Source organism: Curvibacter sp. PAE-UM (assembly GCF_001432305.1).
Lineage (GTDB): Bacteria > Pseudomonadota > Gammaproteobacteria > Burkholderiales > Burkholderiaceae_C > Hylemonella.
In genome coordinates this window covers 2,437,786-2,460,609 of sequence record NZ_KQ483358.1, presented here as the reverse complement: position 1 = coordinate 2,460,609, position 22,824 = coordinate 2,437,786, and the positions used below count along the sequence as shown (strand labels likewise).

Below are 22,824 nucleotides of genomic sequence, written 5' to 3'. Positions count from 1 at the left end.
ACAGGGGACTCAGTCCAGTTCGCGCAGGGGGTGCGCGTGCGCCGGCCAGGGCGAGGCGAAGAAACCGTCCACCATGGCGGGCGTGACCTCCTCCAGGCGCGGCGGGCTCCATTTCGGCGCCCGGTCCTTGTCGATCACCAGGGCACGTATGCCTTCCATGGTGTCGGTCGCTGTCATGTAACGTTCCAGGTGGCGCGTGTTGAAGCAGTGGCGCACCATGTCACGCTCCATGCGCAGTTCGTCAGCCAGGCTCATGCCGGCGCCACGGCGGATCTGCTCCAGCGTCACCTGCAACATCAGCGGTGAATGCGTGCGCAGTGCGCGCGCGGTGGCCGCAGCCCACTCGCCAGGCTCCTTTTCCAGCGCCAACACGATGTGCAACACGTCAGGCTGCTCGAAGCAGCGCGCGATGGTGTCCAGCGGCAGGGCCGCGGCGGGTGCCGCGGTGATGTAGTTGCGCTGCCAACCCTGCAGGCTGGTGGCATCAAAACTCGCCAGGCCGGCCAACGCCTCCCAGGCCTCAGCAATGTGCGCCGCATCGAAGCAGGCATCGGCCAGTTGCAGCGCCAGCGCGTCGCCGGCACCGATGACTTCGCTGGTCAGGGCCAGCCACTCGCCACCATGGCGCGGGCAACGCGCCAGGAACCAGCCGCCGCCCACATCGGGGAACAGGCCTATGTTCGTTTCCGGCATGGCCATCTTCGTACGCGGCGTCACGATGCGCAGCCTTGGCGCCTTGGCACGCACGGACGGGCTCGCCCGGCCCGTGCCTTCACATTCACCCGCAGGGTCTGCCAGGGCACCGCCCTGGCTAAGACCCATACCGCCACCCATCACGACACCATCCATGAAGGCGATATAGGGCTTGGGATAGTGGTGGATCAGGTGGTTGAGGGCGTATTCCTCGGTGAAGAAGTCCTCCAGTTCGGCATCGCCGCGCAGCACGGCCTGATGGAAGAAGCGGATGTCGCCACCGGCGCAGAAGGCAGCAAAAGCGCCCTCCTTGCCCATGCCGCGGATCGCCACCGCCTGCACTTGCGGGTCCTCGCGCCAGGCCAGCAGCGCCGCGGCCAGGGCCCGGATCATGGGCAGGGACAAGGCGTTGAGCGCGCGTGGGCGGTTCAGGGTGATGCAGCCGAGATGCCCGCGAACTTCGGTTTGCACCTCGGGACAGGTGTAGGCAATGGGGAATGTCATCGTTTTTTCTTCCAGACCATCAACTCATTGGAGACCAGAGCAAACAGCACCAAGGCACCGCCCTGCAGCACGGTTGCAGCCGGCCGCTCACCGGCACCGAGCCAGACCAGCAGGATGCCGAAAATGATTTCCAGCTGCGCCAGCAGGGAAATTTCGGGTGCCTTGAGCACGCGCGCGCAGATCACCAGCAGCGTGCACGGGATGGCCAACTGGACCAGACCCAGGACTGCCAGCAGGCCGATGTCGTGCGCGGTGGCTTGCAGGGGCAGCGCCAGCGGCAAGGTGGCCAGGGCCGAAAGAATGCCACCGACCAGCACCGACGGCACCAGGTCCACGTCCTCGCCTTTGGCATGGGCGTGCTGCACCACGATCCAGTTGATCGCCGCGCTCAGCGGCACAAAAAGCGCGACGAACAGGCCCAGGCCACTGTCGCTCCCCAGCTGCCCACCGAACATCCAGGCCATGCCGGCGCCAGCCAGCGTGATGGCCGCCCAGGTGAACCAGGCGATGCGCTGGCGCAGGAAGAGCCAGGCCAGCAGCGCGGTGAACAGGGGATTGAGCGAGGAGATGACCAGCACCCCGGCCACGCTGGTCATGGTCAGGGCCAGCATGAAGGAGGTGAACATGGCGCTCCAGCACAGGCCGGACCACCAGAGGGCCGCCGGCGCGCTGCGCAGCTGACACCAGACGGCGTGCGGACCGTGCCACAGCGGCAGGATCACGAGCAGCGAGAGTGCCGTGAAAAAACTGCGCCAGAAGGTGACTTCAAAGCTGCGCGCGGCCTCCAGCTGCCGCGTGACGACACCGGCGATGGACCACATCAGGGCCACCGCCACCATCACCCACACGGCACGCCGGTGCGTGAGCTTCATCACCCCTCAGACCGCCCCGAAGCTCAGAAGCTCTTGCCGAAGCGCTTGCGCTCGTTCTCGGTCAGGTAACGCTTGCGCAGCCGGATCGACTTGGGCGTGATTTCGACCAGTTCGTCGTCCTCGATGAATTCCACGCCGTATTCCAGCGTGCAATCGATCGGGGGCGTGACCTTGATGGCGTCTTCCTTGCCGCTGACACGGAAGTTGGTCAGCTGCTTGGTACGGGTGGCGTTGACCACCAGATCGTTGTCGCGGTTGTGGATACCGACGATCATGCCTTCGTACACCGGATCGTTGGCCTTGACGAACATGCGGCCGCGGTCGTCAAGCTTGCCCAGGGCGTAGGTGAAGATTTCACCGGCGTCCATGGAGATCAGCACGCCGTTCTTGCGGCCGCCGATGTCGCCCTTGTGCGGTTCGTAGCCGTCGAAGATGTTGGAGATCAGGCCGGAACCACGCGTCAGGTTCAGGAACTCGTTGGAGAAACCGATCAGGCCCCGCGCCGGGATGCGGTATTCCAGGCGGACGCGGCCACGGCCGTCCGGCTCCATGTTCACCAGCTCGCCCTTGCGCTCGCCCAGGGCCTGCATCACGCCACCCTGGTGCTGCTCTTCGATGTCGGCGGTGACCAGCTCGATCGGCTCGCACTTCTCGCCCTTGATCTCCTTGAACATCACGCGCGGCTTGGACACAGCCAGCTCGTAGCCTTCACGGCGCATGTTTTCCAGCAGGATGGTCAGGTGCAGTTCGCCGCGGCCCATCACTTCGAAGATACCCTCTTCGTCGGTTTCCTTGACGCGCAGGGCCACGTTGTGCTGCAACTCTTTTTGCAGGCGGTCCCAGATCTGACGGCTGGTCACGAACTTGCCCTCACGGCCGGCCAGCGGGCTGGTGTTGACGCAGAAGTTCATGGTCAAGGTCGGCTCGTCGACCTTGAGCATGGGCAGCGGCGCCGGATTGGACGGGTCGGTGATGGTCACGCCGATACCGATTTCATCGATGCCGTTGATCAGCACGATCTCACCCGGGCCGGCTTCCGTGGCCTGCACGCGCTCCAGGCCCTGGAAGGTCAGCACCTGGTTGATACGGCCCTTGACGGCCTTGCCGTCCGGCCCTTCCATCACCACCACGTCCATGGCGGGCTTGATCGTGCCCTGGCTGATGCGGCCCACGCCGATGCGGCCCACGAAGGTCGAGAAGTCCAGCGCGGAAATCTGCAACTGCAGCGGCGCAGCCGGGTCACCCTTCTGCGAGGGCACGTGCTTGAGGATGGTGTTGAACAGGGCCGACATGTCGGGGCCCCACTGCTCACCCGGTGCGCCCTCTTCCAGCGAGGACCAGCCATTGATGCCGGAGGCGTAGACCACCGGGAAATCGAGCTGCTCGTCATTGGCGCCCAGCTTGTCGAACAGGTCGAAAGCCGCGTTGACCACCTTGTCGGGATTGGCGCCCGGCTTGTCCACCTTGTTCACCACCACGATGGGCTTGAGGCCGAGGGCCAGTGCCTTCTTGGTCACGAAGCGCGTCTGCGGCATCGGGCCTTCCTGCGCGTCGATCAGCAGCACCACGCCGTCCACCATGCTTAGTGCGCGCTCCACCTCGCCGCCGAAGTCGGCGTGGCCGGGGGTGTCGACGATGTTGATGTGCGTGCCTTCCCAGGTCACGGCGCAGTTCTTGGCCAGGATGGTGATGCCGCGCTCTTTTTCGATGGCGTTGTTGTCCATCACGGTGTCGACGACCTTCTCGTGTTCGGCAAAGGTGCCGGACTGACGCAGCAGCTGGTCCACCATGGTGGTCTTGCCGTGGTCGACGTGGGCGATGATGGCGATGTTGCGGATCTGTTTATGGCTCATGGTTGGCTTTCCAGGATTTGTTGGATTTCGATCGGGCTCAACAGACGCCCGGGTATGAGTTCCCCCGCCTTGACATGGGCGGTGCCCAGCAAGGCATGGGGTTGGCTGCCGTAGACAGCCACTTGTTCGGTATCGGGCCAGCTGCCGCGCCGGCGCAGACCGCTGAGGAAACGACCGGCATTCTCCGTGTCCAGGGTGACGGCGGTGTGACCGTCCAGCAGCGCATCGACCGGTTTGAGCTGCACGGGGCGCTGCGCCTCGTCCATGCTCTCCAGCCCTTCCAGGGTCACGCACTGGGCCTGGTCGAAGGGGCCGGTCGCGATGCGTCGCAGTGCCACCAGGTGGCCGCCGCAGCCCAGGGCCTCGCCGATGTCCTCACCGAGCGTGCGGATGTAGGTGCCCTTGCTGCATTTCACGTGCAGGCGCAGAAACGGCTCATCGCCCTGCAACTGGACCTCCAGCAGTTCCAGCTCGTGGATCACCACGTCGCGCGGCTCGCGCTCGACGGTCTCACCCTCGCGGGCATATTCGTACAGTGCCTTGCCGTCCTTCTTGAGCGCGCTGTGCATGGGCGGCACCTGGCGGATCGGCCCCATGAACTGGTCCAGCACCTCGACCACCTGGCCCAGGGTGCAGGTCACCGGACGGGTTTCGACGACCTCACCTTCGGCGTCGGCCGTGCTGGTGCGCACGCCCAGTCGCACCGTGGTCTCGTAGGTCTTGTCGGCATCCAGGTGCAGTTGGCTGAACTTGGTGGCGGCGCCGAAGCAGATGGGCAGCACGCCGGTGGCCAGCGGGTCGAGCGTGCCGGTGTGGCCGGCTTTTTCGGCACGCAGGAGCCACTTGGCTTTCTGCAAAGCGTTGTTGCTCGAAATTCCGAGCGGTTTGTCCAGCAAGAGCACCCCATGCACAGGGCGCCGTTGCACCCTGGTGCGTGGCGCTTGCATGCTTATCCCTCGTCTTTGGAACGCGATGCGACAGCCTGCGCGATCAGCGCATTCATGTCAGCAGCCCGCTCGGTGGTGCGGTCGAAGAGGAAGTGCAGGGTCGGCACGGTATGGATGTGCAGGCGCTTGAAGAGGCCGTTGCGCAGGAAGCCGGCGGCCTGGTTCAGCGCGTCCTGCGTTTCCTGCGGGTCACCGATCAGCACGCTGAAATACACCTTGGCATGCGCGTAGTCGGGTGTGACCTCGACGCTTTGCAGCGTCACCATGCCCACGCGCGGGTCTTTCAACTCGCGCGCGATCAACTCCGTCAGATCGCGCTGGATCTGATCGGCGACCTTGAAGCCGCGGTTCGGAGTGGATGACTTCTTGGCCGGCATGGTTTACAGCGTACGGGCGATTTCTTTGACCTCGAAGAACTCCAGCTGATCGTTTTCCTTGATGTCGTTGTAGTTCTTGAGCTTGATACCGCACTCGAAGCCTTCCTTGACCTCGCGCACATCGTCCTTCATGCGTTTGAGGGAGTCCAGCTCGCCGGTGTAGATGACCACGTTGTCGCGCAGCAGGCGGAAATGCGCGCTGCGGGTGACGAAGCCGGCGGTGACCATACAGCCGGCGACCGTGCCGATCTTGGAGGCCACGAAAACGGTACGGATCTCGGCCATGCCGATGACCTCTTCGCGTTTCTCCGGTGCCAGCATGCCCGACATCGCCGCCTTCAGCTCATCAACGGCGTCGTAGATGATGTTGTAGTAGCGGATCTCGACATCGTTGTTCTCGGCCAGCTTGCGCGCCCCGGCGTCAGCCCGGGTGTTGAAGCCGATGATGATGGCCTTGGAGGCAATTGCCAGGTTGACGTCGGACTCGCTGATGCCACCGACGGCCGCATAGACCAGCTGCACCTTGACCTCGTCGGTGGACAGTTTGAGCAGCGAGGCGGCCAGGGCTTCCTGCGAACCCTGCACGTCGGCCTTGACGATGATGGGCACCATCTTGACTTCGCCGGCGGAGATGTCGGTGAACATGTTTTCCAGCTTGGCGGCCTGCTGCTTGGCCAGCTTGGTATTGCGGAACTTGCCGGCACGGTAGGTTGCAATCTCGCGAGCCCGACGCTCGTCGGACAGCACCATGAACTCGTCGCCCGCCTGCGGGACCTCGGTCAGGCCCTGGATTTCCACCGGAATGGACGGCCCGGCCGACTTGATCGGCTTGCCGTTTTCGTCCAGCATGGCGCGCACGCGGCCATAGGTCTGGCCGGCCAGCACCACGTCGCCGGTCTTGAGCGTGCCGGTCTGCACCAGCACGGTAGCCACCGGGCCGCGGCCCTTGTCCAGCTTGGCCTCGATGACCAGGCCCTTGGCCATGGCGTCGATCGGGGCCCTGAGTTCCAGCACCTCGGCCTGCAGCAGCACCTGCTCCAGCAACGCATCGATGCCCTGGCCGGTCTTGGCCGACACGGGCACGAAGGGCGAGTCACCGCCGAATTCTTCCGGCACCACCTCTTCCACCACCAGTTCCTGCTTCACGCGGTCGGCGTTGGCATCGGGCTTGTCGATCTTGTTGATGGCAACGACGATGGGAACCCCCGCCGCCTTGGCGTGCTTGATGGCTTCCCGGGTCTGCGGCATGACGCCGTCGTCGGCAGCCACGACCAGGATCACGATATCGGTCGCCTGGGCGCCACGGGCACGCATGGCCGTGAAAGCCTCGTGACCCGGGGTGTCCAGGAAGGAGATCATGCCGCGCGGCGTTTCCACGTGGTAGGCGCCGATGTGCTGCGTGATGCCGCCGGCTTCGCCCGCGGCCACCTTGGCGCGGCGGATGTAGTCCAGCAGCGAGGTCTTGCCGTGGTCGACGTGGCCCATGACGGTCACGACCGGGGCGCGCGGCAGCGATTCGCCGTGCTGCTCCGACACTTCCTCGTCGGTGAAGGCTTCGGGGTCGTCCAGGGCCGCCACGATGGCCTTGTGGCCCATTTCCTCGACCACGATCATGGCCGTGTCCTGGTCCAGCGGCTGGTTGATGGTGACCATCTGGCCCAGCTTCATCAGGTGCTTGATCACCTCGGAAGCCTTCACGGCCATCTTGTGTGCCAGTTCGGCCACGGTGATGGTCTCGGGCACGTGCACCTCGACGATGCGGGCCTCGACCGGTGCGGCCTGGGTATGCTGGTCATCACGGTCGTGACCGCGCTTGCCGCGCGGACCACCGCGCCAGCTGCTGCGGCCGACGCCACCACTGGTGTCGCCGCGGGTGGGAATGGCCTTCTTCTTGGCCGGATCACCGGCCCAGCTGCTCGAGAGCTTGGCCGACTTGACTTCCTTGCCGGCACCAGCAGGCGCAGCGGCACCGGAACCTGCCGGCTTGGCCGGTCTGGCAACCGTGCTGCCGGCTGCCGGCTTGTGCAGGGTGCCCTTCATGGCCGTCTTCGGCTCTTCCTTCTTGGGCGGCGGCGGCGGTGGCGGGGCCTTCTTGGCCGGGGTTGCCATCATGGAGCGGATGGCCGCAGCTTCCGCCTCGGCCTTGCGGCGGCGGTCATTCAAGTCCAGTGCACGCGCAGCCTCTTCGTCGGCACGGGCCTTGGATTCGGCGGCCGCCTTTTCGCGCAGCTCGGCCTGCGCCGCAGCACGCGCTGCAGCAGCGTCCGCGGCTTCGGCCGTGGCTTCAGCCTTGCTGGTCGATGCCTGAACCTTTTTCTCGTCCTCCGTCGCCGCGTAGCTGGCGGCACGTTCTGCGGCTTCACGCTCGCGCTGCTCGGCCGCTTCGCGCTGGCGGCGCTTCTCTGCCAGATCTTCTTCCTGACGACGGATCAGCTCGGCCTGACGTCGAGCCTCTTCCTCGCGGCGCATGAGTTCGGCATTGTCGACCGCAGGGGCCGCCTGGCTTGCCACCGGAGCTTCTTCAACCGGCTCGGCTACGCCCCCCTCGGCCACATCGCTGCCATCATCGCGACGGATGAAGGTGCGCTTCTTGCGGACTTCCACCTGGATGGTGCGGGCCTTGCCACTGGCGTCGGCCTGCTTGATTTCGGTGGTCGACTTCTTGGTCAGGGTGATCTTCTTGCGCTCAGCCGTGGCTGTGCCATGGCTGGCCTGCAGGAAACCCAGCAGGCGTTGCTTGTCGGCATCGGTCAGGGTGTCGGCGGCGGAGGATTTAGCCACGCCTGCGGCCTTGAGCTGCTCAAGCAGGGTATCGGTTGACTTCTTGAGTTCGGTTGCAAACTCGGCGACGGTCGTACTGGACATTTGTGATGGGGCCTTTAGCTACGGCATGACCAGCCCGGAGGGCAATGGCCAGCCTTGACTGAACTTATTTTTTCATGACGATGACTCTTGAGCGGCGGCTTCATTGGTGAACCAATGTTCGCGCGCCTTCATGATCAGGGCTTTGGCTTCGTCCTCGGACTGGCCGGTGATCTCGGTGAGCTCGTCGACCGCGAGGTCGGCCAGGTCATCCAGCGTATGCACGCCGCCGTCGGCCAGCTTGGCGATCAGCTCGGGCGTGAGGCCTTCGAGGTCGCGCAGGTCCTGCGACACTTCCTCGACGCTCTCCTCGCGCGCGATCTCCATCGTCAGCAGGGCGTCCTTGGCACGGGCACGCAACTCGTTGACGGTGTCTTCGTCGAAGGACTCGATCTCCAGCATCTCCTGCAGCGGCACGTAGGCAACTTCTTCCAGGCTGGTGAAGCCCTCGGCGATCAGGATGTCGGCGATCTCCTCGTCCACGTCGAGCTTGGCCATGAACAGCGAGCGCAGCGAGCCAGTCTCGGTGGCCTGCTTCTCGGCCGATTCAGCGGCATCCATGATGTTGATCTTCCAGCCGGTCAGGTCGGACGCCAGACGCACGTTCTGGCCGCCGCGGCCGATGGCGATGGCGAGGTTTTCCTCGTCAACCACCACGTCCATGGCGTGCTTCTCTTCGTCCACCACGATGGACTGCACATTGGCCGGGGCCAGCGCGCCGATCACGAACTGGGCGGGGTCTTCGCTCCACAGCACGATGTCCACACGCTCGCCGGCGAGCTCGTTGGTCACGGCGTTGACGCGGGTGCCGCGCACGCCGACGCAGGTGCCGATGGGGTCGACGCGCTTGTCGTGCGAGAGCACGGCGATCTTGGCGCGCGAACCGGCATCACGGGCGCAGGACTTGATCTCCAGCAGGCCCTGCTCGATCTCGGGCACTTCCTGGCGGAACAGCTCGATCATGAACTCGGGAGCCGAGCGCGACAGGATGATGGGGGCGCCACGCAGCGTCAGGTCCACATCCATGATCATGGCGCGCACGCGGTCGCCGGTGCGCAGGTTTTCCTTGGGGATCATCTCGCCGCGGCGCAGACGACCTTCGACCCGGCCGGACTCCACGATGATGTCGCCCTTGTCCATCCGCTTGACGGTGCCCACGAAGATCTTCTCGCCGCGCGACATGAAGTCGTTGAGCAGCATCTCGCGCTCGGCGTCACGGATCTTCTGCAGGATGACCTGCTTGGCGGCCATGGCGCCGATGCGGCCGATCGGCACCGACTCGACACCCTCTTCGATGTACTCGTCGACTTCGATGTCGGGGATCTGTTCCTTGGCTTCAAACAGCAGGATTTCCTGGTCGGGCAGTTGCAGGCCGGCCTCGTCGGGGACGACATGCCAGCGGCGGAACGTCTCGTAGACGCCCGTGTCACGGTCGATCGCCACGCGGATGTCCACGTCGCCTTCGTACAGCTTCTTGGTGGCTTGCGCCAGGGCGGATTCCACCGCACCAAAGACCACGTCGCGCTCGACGTTCTTTTCGCGGGAAATGGCTTCCACCAGCATCAACAGTTCGCGATTCATGCCTCTAACCTCCAATACCCTCAAAGACCCGTGGCCCCAGCGTGCATATCGCTGCGGCCCTTGAAACTCACGATCGGCGCCAGACGCGCCTCGCGCAATTCGTCCAGCGTGAAACCCAGTGCCTGCAGCGGCACCGGCTCACGCTTCTTGCTCACCTTCTGTCCCGGCTTGGGCGCTGGCGCATCGCTCCAGACGATCTGCCAGCCCGTGCTGCCGTCGGCAGCGCTCACGCGTTCGAGCGTGCCGCGGAATTTCTTGCGGCTGGCACTGACCTGGCCGGCCGCAGCCGCGCCCATCGGCGCCTTGAGCGTGATGTCGACCACCTGGCCGACGAAACGCTCGAAATCCTTTTCATGTCGCAGCGGGCGATCGATGCCCGGCGAAGACACCTCGAGCCGCTTGTACTCGATGCCATCGACTTCCAGCGCATACTGCAACTGGCGCGTGACCTTCTCGCAGTCCTCGACGTTGATGAAACGCTCACCGAGTTGCGGATCCCAGGGCAGGTCGATTGTCACGCGCAGCAAGCCCCCGGCGGAGCGGTCGATCTCCACCAGGTCGTAACCGAATCCGGTCACGGTTTGTTCGACGATCTGCTGCAGTGTCAACGTTGCCCTTCCCTGGCCATCAAAAAGCGTTCGACCATAAAAAAAGGGCGGTTGGTAATCCGCCCGTTTGGTCGAGAATTGCCGAATTGTACTCGAAAATCGGGACTAGAGCCTTGATTTTCAAGGAAATTCCAGCCCGTGTGGGCCGATTTTGTTGAAACCGCAGGTCTTGTCGAACCCCGCGGTTTTCAGGTGGCCGCCTGCACCAGGGTCCGGGTGTAGGGATGGGCCGGAGCGTCCAGCAGGGCCGCCACCGGGCCGGACTCGACGATTTCCCCGCCTTTCATGACCAGCACCTCGTGCGCCATGGCCCGGATCACGTCCACGTCGTGGGTGATCAGCAGGTAGCTCAGGGCCCGTTCACGCTGCAGGCGCTGCAGCAGCTGCAGCACCTGCTTCTGGATGGTCACGTCCAGGGCACTGGTGGGTTCGTCCAGCACGATCAGGCGCGGCTCGACGATCAGCGCCCGGGCGATGGCCAGGCGCTGGCGCTGGCCACCGGAAAACTCATGGGGGTAACGCTGCAACAGGCCAGGGAACTGGGCCTCGGTCAGGCCCACCTCCTCCAACGCCCGCTCGACCTTGGCCGATCGCTCCTCTTTTGATAGCTCAGGCGTATGGATCGTCAAGCCCTCCCCCACGATCTCCTCCACCGTCAGGCGCGGCGAGAGCGAGGAAAACGGGTCCTGGAACACCACCTGAACCACCCGGCGCAGCGCCTTGTTGCGCACCTGGTCGCGGCTCCAGGCCCGGCCGTCCACCTGCAATTCCCCTGTGAAGGGCAGCAGGCCCAGGGCAGCCAGCGCGAGGGTCGACTTGCCCGAACCCGATTCGCCGATCACCCCCAGGGTGTGGCCGGGCGGAATGCTGAAGTCTGCGCCCTGCACCGCCACGAACTCGCCGCGTCGGAACCAGCCGCGCAGGCCGGGCAGCGGCACGGGGTAGCCCACGCGCAGGCCCCGGGCCTGCAGCAGTGCCGGCGCGCCGGCCTGCTGGGGCAGCTCCTGCACGTCGCGCACCGGTCGGCTGTCGATCAGGCTGCGGGTATAGGGGTGTTGCGGCCGCGCAAACACTTCGGCCACCGGCCCCTGCTCCACGATGCACCCGTTTTCCATCACGACCACCCGGCTGGCAAAACGCCGTACGAGGTTCAGGTCGTGGGTGATCATCAGCACGGCCATGCCGTGTTTTTGCTGCAGGCCGTCCAGCAGGTCCAGGATCTGGCCGCGCAGGGCCACGTCCAGCGCCGTGGTCGGCTCGTCGGCCAGCAGCAATCTGGGCTGACAGGCCAGGGCCATGGCGATCATGGCGCGCTGGCGCTGGCCGCCGCTCAACTGGTGTGGGAAAGCCTTGACACGCTCTTCGGGCTGGGCAATGCCGGTGTCGGCCAGCAACTGGATGGCGCGCGCCAGAGCCGGTGCGCGGCCCAGGCCCAGCTTGAGCTGCAGCACTTCGACAATCTGGTCGCCGATGGTGAACAGCGGGTTCAAGGCCGTCATCGGCTCCTGGAAGATCATCGCAATGTCGCGGCCGCGGATGCCGCGCAACTCGCGCTCGGACAGGGACAGCAGGTCGGCCTGGCCATCGCTGCCGGCGAAGCCGGCGGTCCCGCTGACGGCAGCCTCGGGCAGCAGGCGCAACAGGCTCAGCGCCGTGACGGTTTTGCCCGAGCCGGACTCGCCCACCAGGGCCACTTTCTCGCCCGGGGCGATCTGGAAATCGAGGCCGCGCACCACTTCCTTGCCGCCGAAGGCGACGCGCAAGTCTTTCACCTCCAACAGGAACCCGCTCATTTTTCAGCCTTCCTGGGGTCCAGCGCATCGCGCAGCGCATCGCCCATGAAGGTCAGCAGCAGCAGGGTGATGACCAGCACGCCGAAGGTGGACAGCGAGATCCACCAGGCGTCGATGTTGTTCTTGCCCTGGGCCAGCAGTTCGCCCAGCGAGGGTGTGCCCGGCGGCACGCCCAGGCCCAGGAAGTCCAGCGAGGTCAGCGCCAAAATGGCTGCGCTCATGCGAAAGGGCAGGAAGGTCACCACGGGCGTGAGGCTGTTGGGCAGGATGTGGCGCCAGATGATCTGCCCGTTGGACAGGCCCATGGCGCGCGCCGCGCGCACGTAGTCGAGCTGGCGGTTGCGCAGGAATTCGGCCCGCACGTAGTCCGACAGGCCCATCCAGCCAAAGAGACTGAGCAGGATCAGCAGCAGGGCCACACTGGGGTCGAACATGGCCGAGAAGATGATGAGCAGGTAGAGCTCGGGCATGGAGCCCCAGATCTCGATGAAACGCTGGAACCCCAGGTCGATCTTGCCGCCGAAATAACCCTGCACGGCCCCGGTGATCACCCCCAGCAGCACGCCGATGAAGGTCAGCGCCAGGGCGAACAGCACCGAGATGCGAAAACCGTAGAGCAGGCGGGCCACCACGTCACGTCCGCGGTCGTCGGTGCCCAGCCAGTTGTCGGCCGAGGGCCCCGAGGGGTTGGGCTCCTTGGCGAAGTAGTTGATGGTGCTGTGGTGGTAGGGATTGGGCGGGTAGAGCGCGAAGTTGCCCTCTTTCGCGAACTGCTGCTGGATGAAGGGGTCCAGGTAGTCGGTCGGCGTCGCGAAATCCCCACCGAACGCCGTCTCCGGCACGTTGTGCAGGATGGGCAGGTACCACTGGCCGTGGTGCCGTGCCAGCAGCGGCTTGTCGTTGGAGATGAGTTCGGCGCCCAGGCTCAGCACGAACAGCGTGCAGAAGACCAGCAGGCTCCAGTAGCCCAGGCGGTTGCGCCGGAAGCGCAGCCAGGCGCGCCGTGAGGGGGAAAGGGAAACGCCAGCCATCAGTCGAACTTCACCCGGGGATCGACCCAGACGTAGCAGAGGTCGGAGATCAGCTTGGTCACCAGGCCGATCAGCGTGAACAGGTAGAGCGTGCCCAGCACGACGGGATAGTCGCGTCGCATCACCGATTCATAGGACAGCAGGCCCAGGCCGTCGAGCGAGAACAGGGTCTCGATCAGCAGGGAGCCGGCGAAAAAGGCGCCGATGAAGGCCGCCGGGAAACCCGTGACGATGGGGATCAGCGCGTTGCGGAACACATGTGTCCACAGCACGCGCCTCTCGCCCAGGCCCTTGGCGCGGGCCGTCAGCACGTATTGCTTGCGGATCTCTTCGAGGAAGGCGTTTTTGGTCAGCATGGTGGTCACGGCAAAGGCGCCCAGCACGCTGGCCGTCACCGGCAACGTGATGTGCCAGAGGTAGTCCACGATCTTCGCGCCCCAGCTCAGCGTCTCCCAGTTGCTCGAGGTCAGGCCGCGCAACGGGAACCACTGCAGCTGGCCGCCGAAGATCACCAGCAGCGCCACGCCCAGCACGAAACCGGGGATGGCGTAACCGATGAGCACGACCAGGCTGGTCAGCGTGTCGAAACGCGTGCCGGCGCGCACGGCCTTGGCGATGCCCAGCGGAATGGAGATGAGATAACTCAGGAAGAAGGTCCACAGCCCCAGGCTGATCGACACCGGGAGCTTGTCCTTGACCAGTTCCCACACACTCTTGGGATAGAAGAAGCTCTTGCCCAGGTCGAAGCGTGCGTACTGCCCCAGCATCTGCCAGAAACGCTCGTGGGCCGGCTTGTCGAAGCCGTAGAAGGTGCGGATCTCGGCGATGCGCGCGGCATCCACACCCTGGCGGCCGCGATAGCCCGCACCACTGGCCGCTGCGCCCTCGCCGCCCGTATCGCGCCCCTGCAGCTGCGCCACCATCTGCTCCACCGGGCCGCCCGGCACGAACTGGATGACGACAAAGGTCAGCAGCAGGATGCCGAACAGCGTCGGGATCATGAGCAGCAGGCGCTTGAGGATGTAGGCAAGCATGGCTTACTTCCCTCCCCCGTTCGCGGCCAGGCTGGCCGCAAGATTGGCCGGTGTTGCCCACCAGACCGAGGTGACCCAGGCCTCGGGCTGGTAATAACGCGGCGTCACGGCCGGCTGTTCGAAGCGGCCGGCGCGCCAGGCCACGCGATGCACGCCGCTGTACCAGTGCGGCACGGCGTAGTGGCCGTGCCGCAGCACGCGGTCCAGCGCACGCACACGTGCCACCAGTTGCGGCCGGGTCTGAGCCGAGATCACCTGGTCCAGCAGGGCATCGACCGCCGGGTCCTTGAGGCCGATGACGTTGCTCGATCCCTCGATATCGGCGGCCTTGGAGCCGTAGCGCTCCAGCAGCTCGGTGCCCGGCGCCTCGCTGCCAATCAGGCGGTTGCTGATGATCTCGAAATCGAACACGTCCATGCGTTTTTGCAGGATGGCGAAGTCGATCACCTTGTAGTTGACCTGCATGCCCAGCTTTTCCAGGTTGCGCGCATAAGGCGTGACCACGCGGCCCATGGAACCCGAGTTGTCGAGGAACTCGATCGTGAAGGGTTCGCCTTTGCCGTTGCGCAGCGCACCGTCGCGGTAGGTCCAGCCGGCGGCGGCCAGCAGGTCACGCGCGCGGCGCAGGTTGTCGCGCAGGGTGTGGCCAGAGGCCGGGTCCAGGCTGGCCACCGGCGGCAGCGGCACATCCTCGCTGAAGACTTCGGGCGGCAGCAGTCGGCGCAGCGGCGCCAGCACGGCCAGTTCCTCGGGCGTGGGTTTGCCCTTGGCCTCGAAGTCGCTGCCGACGAAATAACCACGCACTCGTGTGTAGGCGTTGTAGAAGAGCTGGCGGTTCATCCACTCGTAGTCCATGGCCAGGGCGATGGCCTGGCGCACGCGCACGTCCTTGAACTTGTCGCGCCGCATATTAAAAAGGAAACCCTGGAAGTCGCCGGCATTGCCGTGCTGCAGCTCCTTCTTGATGAGCTGGCCGCGCTCGAAGGGCTTGCCGGTGTAGGCCCGCGCCCATTCGCGCGCGATGAAGGCCTGGATGTAGTCGAACTCGCCGGCCTTGAAGGCCTCCAGCTGCGCGGTGTTGTCCTTGTAGATCTTGTAGGTGATGCGATCGAAGTTGAACAGGCCGCGGCGCACGTTGAGATCACGGGCCCAGTAGGCCGGGTCGCGCTCGTAGCTGATGTCCTTGCCGAAGTTGACCTTGCCGATGCGGTAGGGGCCGGAGCCGATAGGCAGATCGGTGACGATCTGGTCCAGGGGTTTGAGCTTGCCGTTGTCCAGGCCCCACTTGCGGCTGAACACGGGCAGGCTGCCGGCAATCAGCGGCAGCTCGGCGTTGACGCGCTTGAAGTCGAAGCGTACCGCCCGCTCCGCCACCACGGTCACGCCCCGGATCTCGCCGAAGATGGTGCGGAACTGGGGCGCCGCCTCCTTGGACGTCAGCCGGTCGAAGGAATGCTTGACGTCGGCCGCCAGCACCGGATCGCCATTTTGAAAGCGCGCCAGCGGGTTGAGCGTAAAAACCGCCGAGAGCTTGTCCTGCGCCACCGTGACCTCCTGTGCCAGCAGGCCGTAGGCCGTGGTCGGCTCGTCCAGGGTGCCGGTCAGCAGGCTTTCGAACACCAGGCCATTGAGACCGGGCGGGGCACTGCCCTTGAGGGTGAAGGGGTTGTACTTGTCGAAGTTGGACAGGCGGGTGGGTGGCACCAGCGTGATCTCGCCACCCTTGGGCGCCGCCGGGTTCACGTAGTCGAAATGGGCAAAGCCCGGCGCATACTTGATATCGCCGAACTGGGCATAAGCATGCGCGGCCCAGCCCGGCAGGCAGAAGATCAGCGAAATCAGGGCAAGCAGAAAATGGCGCATCCGCATGCGACAATTCTGCACACAAATCTTTCCTTCCTTGGTTAACCGAGAAAAAATATGGGCTTCCTGACCGGCAAGAAATTTCTGATCACTGGCGTGCTGAGCAACCGCTCCATCGCGTATGGCATCGCCAAGGCCTGCCATGAACAGGGGGCCGAACTGGCCTTCAGCTACGTGGGCGAGCGCTTCAAGGACCGCATCACCGAGTTCGCCGCCGACTTCGACTCCAAGCTGATCTTCGACTGCGACGTCGGTGACGACGCCCAGATCGACAATCTCTTCAAGGACCTGTCGGCCCACTGGCCCCAATTCGACGGTTTCGTGCACAGCATCGGCTTCGCCCCGCGCGAGGCGATCACCGGCAACTTCCTCGACGGCCTGACCCGGGAAAACTTCCGCATCGCGCACGACATCAGCGCCTACAGTTTCCCGGCCATGGCCAAGGCGGCCCTGCCCTTCCTCAAGGACAAATCGGCCCTGCTGACGCTGAGCTACCTGGGCGCCCTGCGCGCCATCCCGAACTACAACACCATGGGCCTGGCCAAGGCCAGCCTGGAAGCCTCGGTGCGTTACCTGGCCGAGGCCGTGGGCCACCTGCCGGACGGCCGTAGCATCCGCGTGAACGGCATCAGCGCCGGCCCCATCAAGACCCTGGCCGCCAGCGGCATCAAGGACTTCGGCAAACTGCTCGGCATTGCGGCCAATGGTTCGCCCCTGCGGCGCAACGTGACCATCGAGGATGTCGGCAACGTGGCCGCCTTCCTGATGAGCGACCTGGCCAGCGGCATGACCTCTGAAATCAGCTACGTGGACGGCGGTTTCAGCCAATCCGCCGTGGCGGTATTGGAATCCTGAGCCTCGCGCCACCGCGCTCCGCCATGAAAAACGCCCCGCACTGCGGGGCGTTTTCTTTGGGCCGTGAGACCCCTGCGCTGGCTCAGGCCTTCACGCAATCCGCGTAGTAGTGCTGCTTGCCGTCCGGGCCGGTTTCTTCCACCAGGCCGTGGATGTCGGTCTCGAAACCCGGGCACTGGCCGTTGAACTCGCGCGCGAACTTGAGGTAGTCCACGATCTTCTTGTTGAAGACCTCGCCCGGGATCAGCAACGGGATGCCCGGCGGGTAGGGCGTCACCAGGCCCACGGTGATGCGGCCTTCGAGCTGGTCGATCTCCACCCGCTCGGTCTTGCGATGGGCGATATGGGAATAGGCGTCGCTCGGGTTCATGGCCGGCGTCAGGTCGCTCAGGTACATCTCGGTGGTCAGGCGCGCGATGTCGTACTTGGCGTACATCTCGTGGATGAACTGGCACAGGTCGCGCAGGCCCATGCGCTCGTATTTGGGCTGCTTCTTGCAGAAATCCGGCATGACACGCCACATGGGCTGGTTCTTGTCGTAATCGTCCTTGAACTGCTGCAGAGCGGTCAGCAGGGTGTTCCAGCGGCCCTTGGTGATGCCGATGGTGAACATGATGAAGAAGCTGTACAGGCCGGTCTTCTCCACCACCACGCCGTGCTCGGCCAGGTACTTGGTCACGATGGAAGCCGGCAGGCCGGTCTTGTCGAACTTGCCGTCCAAGTTCAGGCCGGGCGTGACGATGGTGGACTTGATCGGGTCCAGCATGTTGAAGCCGTCGGCCAGCTGGCCGAAGCCGTGCCACTTGCTGCCGTTCTTGGTGCTGCGGCCGTCGCTGCGGATGATCCAGTCCTCGGCGCTTCCGATGCCCTCTTCCGTCAGTTTCTCCGGGCCCCAGACCTTGAACCACCAGTCCTTGCCGTATTCCTCGTCCACCTTGCGCATGGCGCGGCGGAAGTTGAGCGACTCGAGAATGCTTTCCTCCACCAGCGCGGTGCCGCCGGGCGGCTCCATCATGGCCGCCGCCACATCGCAGCTGGCGATGATGCTGTACTGCGGGCTGGTGCTGGTGTGCATCAGGTAGGCCTCGTTGAAGAGGTGATGGTCCAGCTTGGTGTTCTCGGCATCCTGCACCAGCACGTGGCTGGCCTGGCTGATGCCGGCCAGCAGCTTGTGGATGGACTGGGTGGCGTAGACCATGGAATTCTTCGGCCGCCCGCGCTTCTTGCCCATGGCGTGGTAACGGCCATAGAAGGGATGGAAGGCCGCGTGCGGCAGCCAGGCTTCGTCGAAGTGCAGGTTGTCGACGTAGCCGTCGAGCAGGCTCTTGATGGTCTCGGTGTTGTAGAGCACGCCGTCGTAGGTGGACTGCGTCAGCGTCAGCACGCGCGGCTTGACCTTCTTGGCGTCCACGCCCTTGAGCAGCGGGTTGGCCTTGATCTTGGCCTGGATGGTGGCCGGCTCGAACTCGCTTTGCGGGATCGGGCCGATGATGCCGAAGTGGTTGCGCGTGGGCTTGAGGAAGACCGGAATCGCCCCCGTCATGATGATGGCGTGCAGGATGGACTTGTGGCAATTGCGGTCCACCACCACCACGTCGCCCGGCGCCACCGTGTGGTGCCACACGATCTTGTTGGAGGTGCTGGTGCCGTTGGTGACGAAATAGCAGTGGTCGGCGTTGAAGATGCGCGCGGCATTGCGCTCGCTCTCGCCGATGGCGCCATCGTGATCCAGCAGCTGGCCCAGCTCTTCCACCGCGTTGCAGACGTCGGCGCGCAGCATGTTCTCGCCGTAGAACTGGTGGTACATCTGGCCCACCGGGCTCTTGAGGAACGCCACGCCGCCCGAGTGCCCCGGGCAGTGCCAGGAGTAGGAGCCGTCCTCGGCATAGTCGAGCAGCGCCTTGAAAAACGGCGGCTGGATGCCTTCCAGGTAGCTCTTGGCCTCGCGGATGATGTGGCGCGCCATGAACTCGGGTGTGTCCTCGTACATGTGGATGAAACCGTGCAGCTCGCGCAGGATGTCGTTGGGCAGGTGGCGGCTGGTCTTGGTCTCGCCGTAGACGTAGATCGGCACGTCGGCGTTCTTGCGACGCACTTCCTCGATGAAGGTGCGCAGGTTCAGCACGGCCGGGTCCAGGTCCGGGCCGGGGGTGAACTCCTCGTCGTCGATCGACAGGATGAAGGCGCTGGCACGCGACTGCTGCTGGGCGAACTGTGAAAGATCACCGTAACTGGTGACACCCAGCACCTCGAAGCCTTCGGCCTCGATGGCCTGCGCCATGGCCCGGATGCCCAGGCCCGAGGTGTTCTCGGAACGGAAGTCTTCGTCGATGATGACGATGGGAAAGCGAAACTTCATGGACGGTGGACTCCAGCCGGGCTGACAAAAAAGAAAAACGAGCGCGAAGTGTAAGGATTAATTGGCGGCTGACCCGAATCTGTCATGGGATTTGCCGCAGAATGTCGCAATTGAATCACACCCACCGATAGGAGCAAAGCAAGTCATGGCTGATTCGACCCTCTGGTGGCTGGCCGCCGGCATCCTGGTGGCCGCCGAGTTGACGACCGGTACCTTCTACCTGCTCATGCTGGCCGGGGGCCTGGCGGCCGGGGCCGTGGCGGCCCACACCGGGCTGGCGGCCACGCCGCAGGTGGTGATCGCCGCGCTGGTCGGCGGTGGCGCCGTGCTGGCCTGGCACTTCTGGCGCCCGCGCGCGGCAGCCGGCCAGGACGCCGGGACCAACCCGGACGTCAACCTGGACATCGGTGAGACCGTGCAGGTCGAGTCCTGGCTGCCCGACGGCAACACCCATATCAAGTACCGTGGTGCCCAGTGGCTGGCCGTGCCGCGGGATGTCAGCAGCCGTGCCACCGGTGCGCACCGCATCGTCGAGGTGCGTGGCAGCCAATTGATCCTCGAAAAAATCGCCAACTGAAGCAGGGAGAACCACCATGGAAATCGCCATCCTCGTTTTTGTCATCGCCGTCATCTTTGTCAGCCGCTCGGTCAAGATCGTGCCGCAGCAGAACGCCTGGGTGGTCGAGCGCCTGGGCAAATACCACGGCGCGCTCACGCCCGGCCTGAACTTCATCTTCCCCTTCATCGACAAGGTGGCCTACAAGCACAGCCTGAAGGAAGTGCCGCTGGACGTGCCCAGCCAGGTCTGCATCACGCGCGACAACACCCAGTTGCAGGTCGACGGCATCCTCTACTTCCAGGTCACCGACCCCATGCGCGCCAGCTACGGCTCGTCCAACTACATCGTGGCCGTCACCCAGCTGGCCCAGACCTCGCTGCGCAGCGTGATCGGCAAGCTCGAACTGGACAAGACCTTCGAGGAGCGCGACATCATCAACGCCCAGGTGGTCCAGGCCATCGACGAGGCCGCGCTGAACTGGGGCGTCAAGGTGCTGCGTTACGAGATCAAGGACCTGACGCCCCCGAAGGAAATCCTGCACGCCATGCAGGCCCAGATCACGGCCGAGCGCGAGAAACGCGCCCTGATCGCCGCTTCCGAGGGCCGGCGCCAGGAACAGATCAACATCGCCACCGGCGAACGCGAGGCCTTCATCGCCCGCTCCGAAGGCGAGAAGCAGGCGGCCATCAATCAGGCCCAGGGTGAGGCCGCCGCCATCACCGCCGTGGCCGACGCCACGGCCGGCGCCATCGAGCGTGTGGCCGCCGCCATCCGCCAGCCCGGCGGCGAACTGGCCGTGCAGCTCAAGGTGGCCGAGAAGGCTGTCGAGGCCTATGGCAAGGTGGCATCGGATGCGACGACCACGCTGATCGTGCCGAGCAACATGACCGAGGTCTCGGCCCTGATCACCTCGGCCATGGCCATGGTGCGCCAGCAGAAATAGGTCGGGCGCCTTGACACCCACGACCCAGGGGGTGGCGCTCTCCGTGCTCGCCTCGACCCTGTTCGGGGTGATGTACTACTACACCTCCTGGCTCTCGCCTCTGGACGGCGAGCAGATCTTCGGCTGGCGCATGCTGCTGACCGTGCCGTTGATGGCGGCCTTCCTGCTGGCTGGCGGCGATTGGCAGCTGGTGCGGGCCACCCGCCACCGCCTTCGTACCGAGCCCCTGCTGTGGCTGGTGCTGCCGCTCTCGGCGGCCCTGCTGGGCGTGCAGCTCTGGCTCTTCCTCTGGGCGCCACCCAACGGCCGCGCGCTCGACGTCTCCCTGGGCTACTTCATGCTGCCGCTGGCCATGGTGCTGACCGGCCGCCTGGTCTACGGTGAACGCCTCACCCCGCTGCAGCGCCTGGCCGTCCTCTGCGCCGGCACCGGCGTGCTGCATGAGCTCTGGCGCGTGGGCAGCTTCAGCTGGACCGCCGCGGTCGTGGCCCTGGGCTATCCGCTGTACTTCATGCTGCGCCGGCGCTACCGTACCGACCATCTGGGCGGCCTCTGGTTCGACATGCTGCTCATGCTGCCACTGGCGGCCTGGTTCGCCCTGGGCGTGGCACCGGGCCTGGACGTCTATGCGCAGCGTCCCGCCCTGTGGGGATTGGTCCCGGTGATGGGCCTGATCAGCACCACGGCCCTGGTCAGCTACATCCTCTCAAGCCGCCTGCTCCCCCTGGGCCTGTTCGGCCTGCTGGGGTATGTCGAGCCGGTGCTGCTGGTGGGTGTGGCGCTGCTGCTGGGTGAACGCATCGCACCCACCCAGTGGTGGACCTACGGGCCGGTCTGGCTGGCCGTCGGCCTGCTGGTCCTCGAGGGGCTGCTCAAACTGCGCCCCGACCGCGCGCCAGCGTCCTGAGTCGCAAGCTGGCGCCCGGTGCAACGCCAGTTCAGACAGCAGGCATGACAAGCCGGCTCATGGCTCCGGGAAATAGTCCGAAGTGCCGGCGCTGATGGCATCGGCAATGACCCTAGTGCGGCAATCGACGAATTGACATAGATTCAATGCCGGAATCAATCAACTGAACAGAGGGGACCACATGCAAGACATCCGCCACGGGATTTCCCGGCGTCAACTGCTCGCCACCGGCTCTGCAAGCGCCCTGTTCTGGTCGGCTCCAGCCTTCCCGCAAACGGATCCGTACCCGCGCCGCGCCATCACCCTGATCCTGCCCAACGCCCCCGGCAGCTCGCTCGATACCGTCGGCCGGATCGTCGCCAATGAGATGGGGCCACTGCTGGGCCAATCTCTGATCGTCGATAACAAGGCCGGTGCGGCGGGCGCCATTGGCGTCCAGATGGGCCGCAATGCGGTCGCCGATGGCTATACCCTGATTGTTGCGTCCAGCAGCGCCATCACGGGCGCGCCCCTGCTGCAAAAAGGCGTGACCTACCGGCCGCTGGAAGACTTCGATTTTGTCTCGCTGATCGCGCTGCTGCCCAACGTCCTGGTGTGCAACATGAACCTGCCCGTGCGCAGCACCGCTGACCTGATCGCCTATGCCAGGTCCAAAGGCGAGTCGAGCAACATGGCCTCGGCGGGCATCGGCTCGGCCAGTCACCTGGCCGGCGTGGCGTTCCAGTCCGCCGCCGGCTTCAAATCGCTGCATGTGCCCTACAAGGGCGGCAGCCAGGGTGTGGCCTCCGTCGTTTCCGGCGAGACCGACTGGGTATTGACACCCGCACCCGCTGCAATGGGCCTGGTGAACGCAGGCCGTTTGCGGCTGCTGGGTCACAGCATGGGCCCGACGAGCAAGCCGGTGGGCGATACGCCCTCCCTGGCGACCACCGTGCCTGGATTCGAATTCTCAGGCTGGATTGGCCTGATGGCACCCAAAGGGCTGCCACCACAGGTCACGGAGAAACTGAACCGTGCGCTGACGGCCGCACTGCAGCAGCCCCGACTGCGCACCGCGTTTGAGACCAACGGCGCTGTCGCATCCGCCACGACTCCCCAGGAATTCCAGGCCTATCTGACGCGCGACATCGAACTCAGCCGCAAGGCCATCCAGATGGCAGGCCTTCAGGCTGAATAACGCCGA

General features: G+C 65.0%; 18 protein-coding genes. 5 read left to right on the top strand and 13 right to left on the bottom strand.

Annotated features, from left to right (window positions below; all coding sequences use genetic code 11):
- Nucleotides 1–9 precede the first annotated feature (9 nt).
- The 12 genes from AO057_RS11900 to AO057_RS11845 form a co-directional block, all read right to left on the bottom strand.
- Nucleotides 10–1,197 (bottom strand): enoyl-CoA hydratase/isomerase family protein, encoded by a 1,188-nt coding sequence (locus AO057_RS11900; protein ID WP_057676156.1) that lies wholly within the window; start codon nt 1,195–1,197, stop codon nt 10–12.
- Nucleotides 1,194–2,069, bottom strand: coding sequence for a DMT family transporter (locus AO057_RS11895; protein WP_057676155.1), 876 nt, complete (start codon nt 2,067–2,069; stop codon nt 1,194–1,196). Before AO057_RS11895 ends, AO057_RS11900 begins: the two co-directional genes overlap by 4 nt.
- A gap of 23 nt (nt 2,070–2,092) precedes the next feature.
- On the bottom strand, nt 2,093–3,922 hold the full coding sequence (gene typA, locus AO057_RS11890; RefSeq protein ID WP_057676154.1) for a translational GTPase TypA: 1,830 nt from the start codon (nt 3,920–3,922) through the stop codon (nt 2,093–2,095).
- On the bottom strand, nt 3,919–4,869 hold the full coding sequence (gene truB / locus AO057_RS11885; RefSeq protein ID WP_057676153.1) for a tRNA pseudouridine(55) synthase TruB: 951 nt from the start codon (nt 4,867–4,869) through the stop codon (nt 3,919–3,921). Before truB ends, typA begins: the two co-directional genes overlap by 4 nt.
- Before the next feature lie 2 nt (nt 4,870–4,871).
- On the bottom strand, nt 4,872–5,246 hold the full coding sequence (rbfA, locus tag AO057_RS11880; protein WP_057676152.1) for a 30S ribosome-binding factor RbfA: 375 nt from the start codon (nt 5,244–5,246) through the stop codon (nt 4,872–4,874).
- A 3-nt stretch (nt 5,247–5,249) separates the two neighbouring features.
- Nucleotides 5,250–8,111 (bottom strand): translation initiation factor IF-2, encoded by a 2,862-nt coding sequence (gene infB, locus AO057_RS11875; RefSeq protein ID WP_057676151.1) that lies wholly within the window; start codon nt 8,109–8,111, stop codon nt 5,250–5,252.
- A 72-nt stretch (nt 8,112–8,183) separates the two neighbouring features.
- The gene (nusA, locus tag AO057_RS11870) at nt 8,184–9,689 is read right to left on the bottom strand and encodes a transcription termination factor NusA (protein ID WP_057676150.1); all 1,506 of its coding nucleotides are present in this window, start codon (nt 9,687–9,689) and stop codon (nt 8,184–8,186) included.
- A 20-nt stretch (nt 9,690–9,709) separates the two neighbouring features.
- Nucleotides 9,710–10,297: a ribosome maturation factor RimP gene (rimP, locus tag AO057_RS11865; protein ID WP_057676149.1), complete on the bottom strand. Its 588-nt coding sequence runs from the start codon at nt 10,295–10,297 to the stop codon at nt 9,710–9,712.
- A gap of 188 nt (nt 10,298–10,485) precedes the next feature.
- A complete protein-coding gene (locus tag AO057_RS11860) occupies nt 10,486–12,090 on the bottom strand; it encodes an ABC transporter ATP-binding protein (RefSeq protein ID WP_057676148.1) in 1,605 nt (534 codons plus the stop codon).
- Complete coding sequence (locus AO057_RS11855) at nt 12,087–13,121, bottom strand: ABC transporter permease (RefSeq protein WP_057676147.1); 1,035 nt, start codon at nt 13,119–13,121, stop codon at nt 12,087–12,089. Before AO057_RS11855 ends, AO057_RS11860 begins: the two co-directional genes overlap by 4 nt.
- Nucleotides 13,121–14,155 (bottom strand): microcin C ABC transporter permease YejB, encoded by a 1,035-nt coding sequence (locus AO057_RS11850; RefSeq protein WP_057676146.1) that lies wholly within the window; start codon nt 14,153–14,155, stop codon nt 13,121–13,123. Before AO057_RS11850 ends, AO057_RS11855 begins: the two co-directional genes overlap by 1 nt.
- Nucleotides 14,156–14,158: 3 nt before the next feature.
- Nucleotides 14,159–16,018: an extracellular solute-binding protein gene (locus tag AO057_RS11845; protein WP_057676144.1), complete on the bottom strand. Its 1,860-nt coding sequence runs from the start codon at nt 16,016–16,018 to the stop codon at nt 14,159–14,161.
- 57 nt (nt 16,019–16,075) lie between these two features.
- Here AO057_RS11845 and fabI point away from each other — a divergent pair, with 57 nt between their 5' ends.
- Nucleotides 16,076–16,873 carry an enoyl-ACP reductase FabI gene (gene fabI / locus AO057_RS11840; RefSeq protein WP_057676142.1) on the top strand — a complete coding sequence of 266 codons (798 nt, stop codon included), beginning with the start codon at nt 16,076–16,078 and terminating at the stop codon, nt 16,871–16,873.
- Between the two features lie 82 nt (nt 16,874–16,955).
- Here the strand turns inward: fabI and AO057_RS11835 are convergent, their stop codons facing one another.
- Nucleotides 16,956–19,232, bottom strand: a complete 2,277-nt coding sequence (locus AO057_RS11835; protein ID WP_057676140.1) for an arginine/lysine/ornithine decarboxylase — start codon at nt 19,230–19,232, stop codon at nt 16,956–16,958.
- Between the two features lie 145 nt (nt 19,233–19,377).
- Between AO057_RS11835 and AO057_RS11830 the strand changes: the two genes are divergently transcribed.
- From AO057_RS11830 to AO057_RS11815, 4 genes are all read left to right on the top strand, one after another.
- Nucleotides 19,378–19,809: an NfeD family protein gene (locus tag AO057_RS11830; RefSeq protein ID WP_057676138.1), complete on the top strand. Its 432-nt coding sequence runs from the start codon at nt 19,378–19,380 to the stop codon at nt 19,807–19,809.
- 16 nt (nt 19,810–19,825) lie between these two features.
- Nucleotides 19,826–20,734 (top strand): SPFH domain-containing protein, encoded by a 909-nt coding sequence (locus tag AO057_RS11825; protein WP_057676135.1) that lies wholly within the window; start codon nt 19,826–19,828, stop codon nt 20,732–20,734.
- Between the two features lie 10 nt (nt 20,735–20,744).
- On the top strand, nt 20,745–21,641 hold the full coding sequence (rarD, locus tag AO057_RS11820) for an EamA family transporter RarD (RefSeq protein WP_205630020.1): 897 nt from the start codon (nt 20,745–20,747) through the stop codon (nt 21,639–21,641).
- 181 nt (nt 21,642–21,822) lie between these two features.
- Entirely contained in the window at nt 21,823–22,818 is a 996-nt protein-coding gene (locus AO057_RS11815; protein WP_057676133.1) for a Bug family tripartite tricarboxylate transporter substrate binding protein, read from the top strand.
- The last annotated feature ends 6 nt before the right edge of the window (nt 22,819–22,824 follow it).

Excerpts from the sequence above, each read along its gene's own strand:
- infB (WP_057676151.1), bottom strand. The coding sequence starts at position 8,111 with ATGTCCAGTACGACCGTCGCCGAGTTTGCAACCGAACTCAAGAAGTCA.
- truB (WP_057676153.1), bottom strand. The coding sequence starts at position 4,869 with ATGCAAGCGCCACGCACCAGGGTGCAACGGCGCCCTGTGCATGGGGTG.
- AO057_RS11825 (WP_057676135.1), top strand. The coding sequence starts at position 19,826 with ATGGAAATCGCCATCCTCGTTTTTGTCATCGCCGTCATCTTTGTCAGC.
- AO057_RS11855 (WP_057676147.1), bottom strand. The coding sequence starts at position 13,121 with ATGGCTGGCGTTTCCCTTTCCCCCTCACGGCGCGCCTGGCTGCGCTTC.
- AO057_RS11835 (WP_057676140.1), bottom strand. The coding sequence starts at position 19,232 with ATGAAGTTTCGCTTTCCCATCGTCATCATCGACGAAGACTTCCGTTCC.
- AO057_RS11845 (WP_057676144.1), bottom strand. The coding sequence starts at position 16,018 with ATGCGCCATTTTCTGCTTGCCCTGATTTCGCTGATCTTCTGCCTGCCG.
- AO057_RS11860 (WP_057676148.1), bottom strand. The coding sequence starts at position 12,090 with ATGAGCGGGTTCCTGTTGGAGGTGAAAGACTTGCGCGTCGCCTTCGGC.
- AO057_RS11850 (WP_057676146.1), bottom strand. The coding sequence starts at position 14,155 with ATGCTTGCCTACATCCTCAAGCGCCTGCTGCTCATGATCCCGACGCTG.
- AO057_RS11830 (WP_057676138.1), top strand. The coding sequence starts at position 19,378 with ATGGCTGATTCGACCCTCTGGTGGCTGGCCGCCGGCATCCTGGTGGCC.
- fabI (WP_057676142.1), top strand. The coding sequence starts at position 16,076 with ATGGGCTTCCTGACCGGCAAGAAATTTCTGATCACTGGCGTGCTGAGC.
- nusA (WP_057676150.1), bottom strand. The coding sequence starts at position 9,689 with ATGAATCGCGAACTGTTGATGCTGGTGGAAGCCATTTCCCGCGAAAAG.
- AO057_RS11815 (WP_057676133.1), top strand. The coding sequence starts at position 21,823 with ATGCAAGACATCCGCCACGGGATTTCCCGGCGTCAACTGCTCGCCACC.
- rbfA (WP_057676152.1), bottom strand. The coding sequence starts at position 5,246 with ATGCCGGCCAAGAAGTCATCCACTCCGAACCGCGGCTTCAAGGTCGCC.
- AO057_RS11900 (WP_057676156.1), bottom strand. The coding sequence starts at position 1,197 with ATGACATTCCCCATTGCCTACACCTGTCCCGAGGTGCAAACCGAAGTT.
- AO057_RS11895 (WP_057676155.1), bottom strand. The coding sequence starts at position 2,069 with ATGAAGCTCACGCACCGGCGTGCCGTGTGGGTGATGGTGGCGGTGGCC.
- typA (WP_057676154.1), bottom strand. The coding sequence starts at position 3,922 with ATGAGCCATAAACAGATCCGCAACATCGCCATCATCGCCCACGTCGAC.